This is a genomic window from Paraprevotella xylaniphila YIT 11841 (genome assembly GCF_000205165.1).
GTDB classification, from domain to species: domain Bacteria; phylum Bacteroidota; class Bacteroidia; order Bacteroidales; family Bacteroidaceae; genus Paraprevotella; species Paraprevotella xylaniphila.
Genome location: NZ_GL883816.1, coordinates 1 through 5,768 on the forward strand (window position 1 = coordinate 1; position 5,768 = coordinate 5,768).

Consider the following 5,768-nt stretch of genomic DNA (forward strand, 5'->3'; position numbering starts at 1 on the left):
TCTCCCAGTAGCGTTCACACACCATCGCCAGCGTGGGTGTCTGCACCCGTCCGACGGAATACGTGCCGTGTCCGGCGGCGATGGAGAGTGCCTGCGTGCCGTTGATGCCCACGAGCCAGTCGGATTCGCTCCGCGCTTTGGCGGCGAGGTATAGGTTGTCATACTTGCTGCCGTCTTCGAGTTTCCGCAGTCCCTCGCGGATAGCCTTGTCGGTGAGAGAGCTGATCCACAGGCGCACGAAAGGAGTGGTGCTGCCCGTGTAGTGGTAGAGGTAGCGGAAGATAAGTTCACCCTCGCGTCCGGCATCGGTCGCCACGATGATTTGTTCGCTTGCATCGAACAGTCTTTTGATGACTTTTATCTGCGACACCACGCCGCTGTCGGGCTTGTAGCCCTTCTCTGTCCTGACCTGACGGGGGACGAGCGTGAAGGTGTCGGGGATAATCGGGAGGTTGTCACGGACAAAGCCGCGCACGCCGTAGCCGTCGGGCATGGCAAGCTGGACGAGGTGTCCGAATGCCCATGTCACGGCATAGCCGCCTCCTTCGAAATATCCTTCCTCTCTTTTTGTCGCGCCCACGATGCGGGCGATTTCACGTGCCACGGAGGGCTTTTCTGCAATGATTGTCTTCATGTTTTCTTGCTTTTGTTGTTGATACTTTGGATTTTATTTTGGATTCAGTGGCGGACACGGGATTACATTTTCATGCCCTTGCCCGTTTTCTTCGGTTTGTCCTGCTGCTGTTGCTGGCGGGCGGTCTTCGGGGCTGTCTGACCTTTCTGCAAAGGCTCTTTCAGGTTCTTTGTCGCCTCGTTGGTCTTGCCCTCGTTGTTCACCGCCACCTGCGTGCGGCTCTCGTTGGACGGGGCGACCTGCTGCCCGACATCGGGGTTCGTGTCGTAGCGGTATGGGCGTCCCTTCTCCGGGTTGAACTTGATATACATCGTGGCATGGAAGCCCTGCTTGTCGGTCACGTTCTCCAGCTTCACGGCCTTGCCCGCCACATAGTCGGCTTTCTGCTGTTCGGTGAAGTTCACGTCGCTCCATTTGCTGATGGGGCGGATGCTGCCGTCCTCGTTCGTCCACGTGTTGCGGCGTTGCTCCTTCTTGGTCTGTGCGGCATTTTCCCCGCCTTGCGCCTGATTTTTCGAGGTGTCGCCTTTGGTTTCCTGCGTCTGTGCGGTACGGGGTGACTTGCCGGTTCCCGGCACGAACTCCACGCCGCGCTGCTCCACGTTCACTTGCAGGGTGGTGACGAACTTCCTGCCATCGTTGCGCTCGATGAGCTTGTCGCGCACGGGCAGTCCGGCGCGGAGCATGTCCCGTTCCTGCGCGGTGATTTCCGTCTTGCCGATGCGCTCCGGGATGCGCACCTTGCTCGCCGGAATGTCCGTGATTTCATTCGTCTTGCGGTCGATGCTGATGTAGGAGGGGATGATTTCGCCCGTTTCCCTGTCCACAATGTCCACGACCCTGCCGAGGTTGCCCGTTTCGCGGAGGTTCTTCCGGTCATTGTCGGAGAATTTGTGTTCCTTGTACTCATCTAACTTCTGCTCCTTGCGGATGAAGTGCGGCACGAGGCTGACATTCCCCTCGCCGTCCTTCTTGAAGGAGAGGCGGGCGTCCAGCTCGAACGATTCGCCGCCGAAGGTCGGTTTGACCTTCACCAAGTCGGACTTGCCGTAGTGGAGCATCTTCGTAAGGTCACCGGACTTTTCAAGGTCGTCACGCTTCACGCCCCATCTGTCCTCCAGTTCCTGCCAGTTGATTTTACTCTCGTCGATGGGCCGGTAGCCCCGTTTGCCCTGCACCTGTTCGGAATTGTCCTGTTGCTGTTCTTTCTGTTGTTCCATGTTCTCCTGTTTTTGAGGTTCTTGTTTCGCTGTCTGTTGCGCAGCTTGCTCTTCCATTACCTGCTGTTGATAGGGGAAGGTGTCGATTTTGTGTGGTGCAAGGATTTGTTTGTTCTGGTACGGGTGCTGAAGCAGGTCTTTCATCACGCCCAGCATGGAGTCCACTTGGTCTGCCGCAATGCGGTAGAAACCGAAGCGGCTGGGTTCCTTGCACTGCCGGAAGAAGTTCTTGAAGAAGTTGTCCAGCACGTCGCCGTGTCGGTCGAATTGCAGGAAACTCTGCGCGTTCTCCGCTTTCGCTGGGGTTCGCTTGGGTGTGCCGTCCGCATTCAGCCCGGCTACCACGCTAATCTCGCCCGTCTTCTCGTCACGGACTACCAGCACGTCCTTTTCGTCTTTTTTCTTTGCCATCTAAAAATGTTTTAATGGGTTATTTATGAAAGAAATTATGGATACGAGCCTTGTAGAAGGCTATATCTTCTTTTTTGAAGTCCTTGACATGGTTGGAAAGGAACTCCAGCACGTCCTCCTCGCTGTAATAGGTCTTCTTGCCCAGTGTCTTGTAGGGCAATGCGCCGACGCTGCGGTAGCGTTGAAGCGTGCGCTTGCTTATCTGGAGCAGCATACACAAGTCCTGATTGTCGAAAAGGCGGATGCTTTCCGTGAGGGCAGGCTGTCGTTCCTCCGCCTTCATCGCCAGCAGAAGTTCGTCCTGACGGTCGAGCCGTTCCATCAGCTTCTGCATCCAGCCCTCGAAGATGTTCCGTGTGAGCAGTTCCATGACTTATGTCCTCCTTCCTTTTGGTTTGCCGCCCGTGCGCAGCGTGTGGTTGCGTTTCAATTCCTGCGGTGTCGCCGCGTCCTCGTTGACGGCACATGCTTCAAGCAGGCGGTCTATTTCAGACTGTCGGTAGCGGCATTTGCCGCGAAGCACGACATAGCCGATGCGTTGCTCGCTGCGCATACGCTGGAGGGTGCGGGTACTCACGTTAAGCAGGTGCGCTGCCTCGCGTGTGGTGAGCAACCTGTCGGGCGATGCCGCTTTCTTGTCGCCGGAGGCGGCACGGACGTGTGCCGCAATCTCCGCTATCTGTTCCGTCAATGACCGGAAGGCGGAACTTTCCATCGTTATCACTTTCATATTCAGTCCTTTCTTTTTGTTTCTGCGGCAAAATTCGGCAATAAACAAAGGGGGCTTTAACAACTCACTACGTGACTCACGTAAGATTTTTACGGAAGATGGCTCCGTAACCCGGTCAAATGGCGCAACAGGCAGCCTTTCAGCGGAAAACGGCACGTGTACGGGGCTGCATCGTTACCTTTGCGGGCAAACCGGTAATTGCATGAATATGGAAATAGTATCTATTGAGAAAAAGACCTTCGAGATGATGGTGGCGGCGTTCGGCGCACTTTCGGAGAAGGTCTCCGCCCTGAGGCGCAAAAGCGACACGGGGCGCATGGAAAGATGGCTCACGGGCGAGGAGGTCTGCGGGCAGTTGAGAATAAGCCCACGCACGTTGCAGACGCTGCGTGACAGGCGGCTTATCGGCTACTCGCAGATAAACCGCAGGTTCTATTACAAGCCGGAGGAGGTGAAGCGGCTGATACCGCTTGTCGGCACGCTCTATCCGCATGGCAGATGATTTGATTTATTCACCCACTGAATCCGAAGTTATGATGAACGAGAACAACGATGTTTTTACGATGGAAGACGAGCCGATAGCCTCTGTGGTGCAGGATATGCGCAAAGGCTCGAAATGGCTGTCCGCCTTTCTGGAGAATTACCGTCCTCCGCTGGACGGGGAACGTTACCTGACGGACGGCGAGGTGGCAGAACTGCTCCGTGTGAGCCGACGCACCTTGCAGGAATACCGCAACAACCGCGTGTTGCCCTTCATACTTTTGGGAGGGAAGGTGCTTTACCCGGAAACGGGGCTGCGCGAGGTACTGGAAGCGAACTACCGCAAGCCGCTGGAGTAAGGCGGTTGCATGAAACAAGAAACGGGCGACACCTTTTGTGGTGCTGCCCGTTTCTTGTTTTATGGGGTATGTGCAATCAGCAATACCCGGCTTTTCCGTTCTGTATGAACATCACGTATGCCTGCCGTTTATCTTTTGTGATAGCCTTTCCCACCAGCCATGTACGAAACAGGTGGGTGTTGTAGGTGTTCAGCCGGAAAGCGACCGGGATGATGATTTCAAGTGCGTACACGTCCGCGTACAGCCCGTTTTCAAGCTGCATGTAGCGACACACCTCGTAGTCGTTCAGCACGTCCGACTTGCGGACGGCTTTGATGGCGGCGTTCACTGCCGGGACGGTCGTATGGAACAGTCCGGCGATTTCGGTGGCGGTCATCCACACGTCGTTACCGGTTACGCTGACCGCCTTGTCCTCTATGATGATTATGTCACGTTTCATGGCTTCTCTTTTTTAGATGGTGCAACCTGCAAATTCCTCAACACTGTTCAACCTTGCGGCAAGGTTCTCCATGTCCTGATTGAGTTTTTCTTTGGTTATCTTCGCGTAAATCTGCGTCGTCTTTATGCTCTTGTGTCCGAGCATGGAGCTGACGGTTTCGATAGGTACGCCATTAGAGAGAAATACCGTCGTGGCTGCCGTGTGGCGGCTCTGATGCCACGTGATATGCTTGGTGATTCCGCAACGCTTGGCGACGGCACGGATACCGGCAAGGCACGTGTTATAATGCGGGACGGGGAATATCCTGCCGTTCTCGCACAGACCCCGGTATTTGCCGATTATGCGGTTGGCGATGTCAAGCAGGCGGATGTTGGACACCACACCCGTTTTCTGGCGGTTGATGTTTATCCACTCGTGTTCGTCGAAGTAGGTGCGGATATTCTCTTCCGTGAGGTTGCGCATATCCGAGAAAGACAACCCGGTGAAAGCGCAGAACAGGTAGAGGTCGCGGTACAGTTCCTGTTTGGCGTTTTTCAGTTTCCCGTCCATCAGCAGGCGAATTTCCTCTTTGGTCAGGAAACTGCGTGTTGTTTCCTCCTTCTTGATTTCATACTCGCGGAACGGGTCGCGTGTCAGCCACTCGTTGTTGATGGCGATGAATACCATCGTCCGTAGCGGGCAGACGTACAGCCACACGGTATTGGTGCAGCAGTGCTTGTCCGTGCGCAGGAACATCTCGAAGTCGGAGATGAAAGCCGGGGTAAGCTCTTTTAGGGCGATGTCCTTCACATGGTAGCGGATGTCGAGGAACTCTTGCATGTGCTTGTAAACGGTGCGGTACTTCAGCAGCGTGCCTTTGGCTTTCATGCCTGCCTCCACCTGCTTCTCGTAGTCCTCGTTGTGCTGGCGGAACACCTGCATCAGCGTGTGGTAGCGGTGTTCCAGTCCGAGAAAGGCGTTTTTCACCTTTTCCGCTGTGACGAAGTTGTCACGCTCCATGATTTCCTGATAGTGCCTGTTGATGCGTACCCGCATTTTGTCAAGCATACGGTTCGCTTCGAGTGCCGCCGTGCTTCTGCCCGTGACACGTCCCCCTTTGGTGTCCCACAGTTTCGGATCGACAGTCAGCTTGCAGCTGAACTGCGTCTGGCTGCCGTCCACCGTGATGCGTCCCATGACGGGAACTGTCCCGTCTTTTTTCACTACCTGACGCTTGAGATAGTAGATTACTGAAAATGTACTCTTCATCGTCCTTAATTTTTTTGGTTTCAAAATTAGTTGGTGAAGAGTCCGGTGTCGGTACGCAAAACGGGGAGGAACGGCGCAATCTTTTTCCGTAACCGTATTTGTTACGTGAGTTGTGGGTAACTCACTATACCATAACGTCTTGTTTCGCCATCTGTACCCGTTTGTCGCATTATCGGGCATGGTTACGAACAAGTAACGTTGTGGCGTCAAGATTTGGCTTTTGCTGTGATTGTAATGGCTTCACGAA

General features: G+C 54.7%; 8 protein-coding genes. 2 read left to right on the forward strand and 6 right to left on the reverse strand.

Annotated features, from left to right (window positions below; all coding sequences use genetic code 11):
- The 4 genes from HMPREF9442_RS01740 to HMPREF9442_RS01755 all read right to left on the reverse strand — a co-directional run.
- Positions 1 to 634 (reverse strand): DNA topoisomerase (locus HMPREF9442_RS01740; protein ID WP_008624637.1); only part of this gene is annotated, 634 nt, incomplete at its 3' end.
- Positions 635 to 696: 62 nt separating this feature from the next.
- A complete protein-coding gene (locus HMPREF9442_RS01745) occupies positions 697 to 2,265 on the reverse strand; it encodes a DUF3945 domain-containing protein (RefSeq protein ID WP_008624644.1) in 1,569 nt (522 codons plus the stop codon).
- Positions 2,266 to 2,284: 19 nt separating this feature from the next.
- On the reverse strand, positions 2,285 to 2,635 hold the full coding sequence (locus HMPREF9442_RS01750) for a helix-turn-helix domain-containing protein (RefSeq protein WP_008624646.1): 351 nt from the start codon (positions 2,633 to 2,635) through the stop codon (positions 2,285 to 2,287).
- 3 nt (positions 2,636 to 2,638) lie between these two features.
- Positions 2,639 to 2,995, reverse strand: a complete 357-nt coding sequence (locus tag HMPREF9442_RS01755; RefSeq protein ID WP_002561004.1) for a helix-turn-helix domain-containing protein — start codon at positions 2,993 to 2,995, stop codon at positions 2,639 to 2,641.
- A 202-nt stretch (positions 2,996 to 3,197) separates the two neighbouring features.
- Here HMPREF9442_RS01755 and HMPREF9442_RS01760 point away from each other — a divergent pair, with 202 nt between their 5' ends.
- Positions 3,198 to 3,497, forward strand: a complete 300-nt coding sequence (locus HMPREF9442_RS01760; protein ID WP_008624650.1) for a helix-turn-helix domain-containing protein — start codon at positions 3,198 to 3,200, stop codon at positions 3,495 to 3,497.
- Positions 3,498 to 3,528: 31 nt separating this feature from the next.
- On the forward strand, positions 3,529 to 3,834 hold the full coding sequence (locus HMPREF9442_RS01765; RefSeq protein WP_040602475.1) for a helix-turn-helix domain-containing protein: 306 nt from the start codon (positions 3,529 to 3,531) through the stop codon (positions 3,832 to 3,834).
- A 76-nt stretch (positions 3,835 to 3,910) separates the two neighbouring features.
- On the opposite strand, the gene HMPREF9442_RS01770 is transcribed toward HMPREF9442_RS01765, so the two are convergent.
- Together HMPREF9442_RS01770 and HMPREF9442_RS01775 are read right to left on the reverse strand one after the other, a co-directional pair.
- The gene (locus tag HMPREF9442_RS01770; RefSeq protein WP_008624654.1) at positions 3,911 to 4,273 is read right to left on the reverse strand and encodes a hypothetical protein; all 363 of its coding nucleotides are present in this window, start codon (positions 4,271 to 4,273) and stop codon (positions 3,911 to 3,913) included.
- Between the two features lie 12 nt (positions 4,274 to 4,285).
- Positions 4,286 to 5,521 (reverse strand): site-specific integrase, encoded by a 1,236-nt coding sequence (locus HMPREF9442_RS01775; RefSeq protein ID WP_008624655.1) that lies wholly within the window; start codon positions 5,519 to 5,521, stop codon positions 4,286 to 4,288.
- Positions 5,522 to 5,768 lie beyond the last annotated feature (247 nt).

Excerpts from the sequence above, each read along its gene's own strand:
- HMPREF9442_RS01755 (WP_002561004.1), bottom strand. The coding sequence starts at position 2,995 with ATGAAAGTGATAACGATGGAAAGTTCCGCCTTCCGGTCATTGACGGAA.
- HMPREF9442_RS01760 (WP_008624650.1), top strand. The coding sequence starts at position 3,198 with ATGAATATGGAAATAGTATCTATTGAGAAAAAGACCTTCGAGATGATG.
- HMPREF9442_RS01750 (WP_008624646.1), bottom strand. The coding sequence starts at position 2,635 with ATGGAACTGCTCACACGGAACATCTTCGAGGGCTGGATGCAGAAGCTG.
- HMPREF9442_RS01770 (WP_008624654.1), bottom strand. The coding sequence starts at position 4,273 with ATGAAACGTGACATAATCATCATAGAGGACAAGGCGGTCAGCGTAACC.
- HMPREF9442_RS01745 (WP_008624644.1), bottom strand. The coding sequence starts at position 2,265 with ATGGCAAAGAAAAAAGACGAAAAGGACGTGCTGGTAGTCCGTGACGAG.
- HMPREF9442_RS01765 (WP_040602475.1), top strand. The coding sequence starts at position 3,529 with ATGATGAACGAGAACAACGATGTTTTTACGATGGAAGACGAGCCGATA.
- HMPREF9442_RS01775 (WP_008624655.1), bottom strand. The coding sequence starts at position 5,521 with ATGAAGAGTACATTTTCAGTAATCTACTATCTCAAGCGTCAGGTAGTG.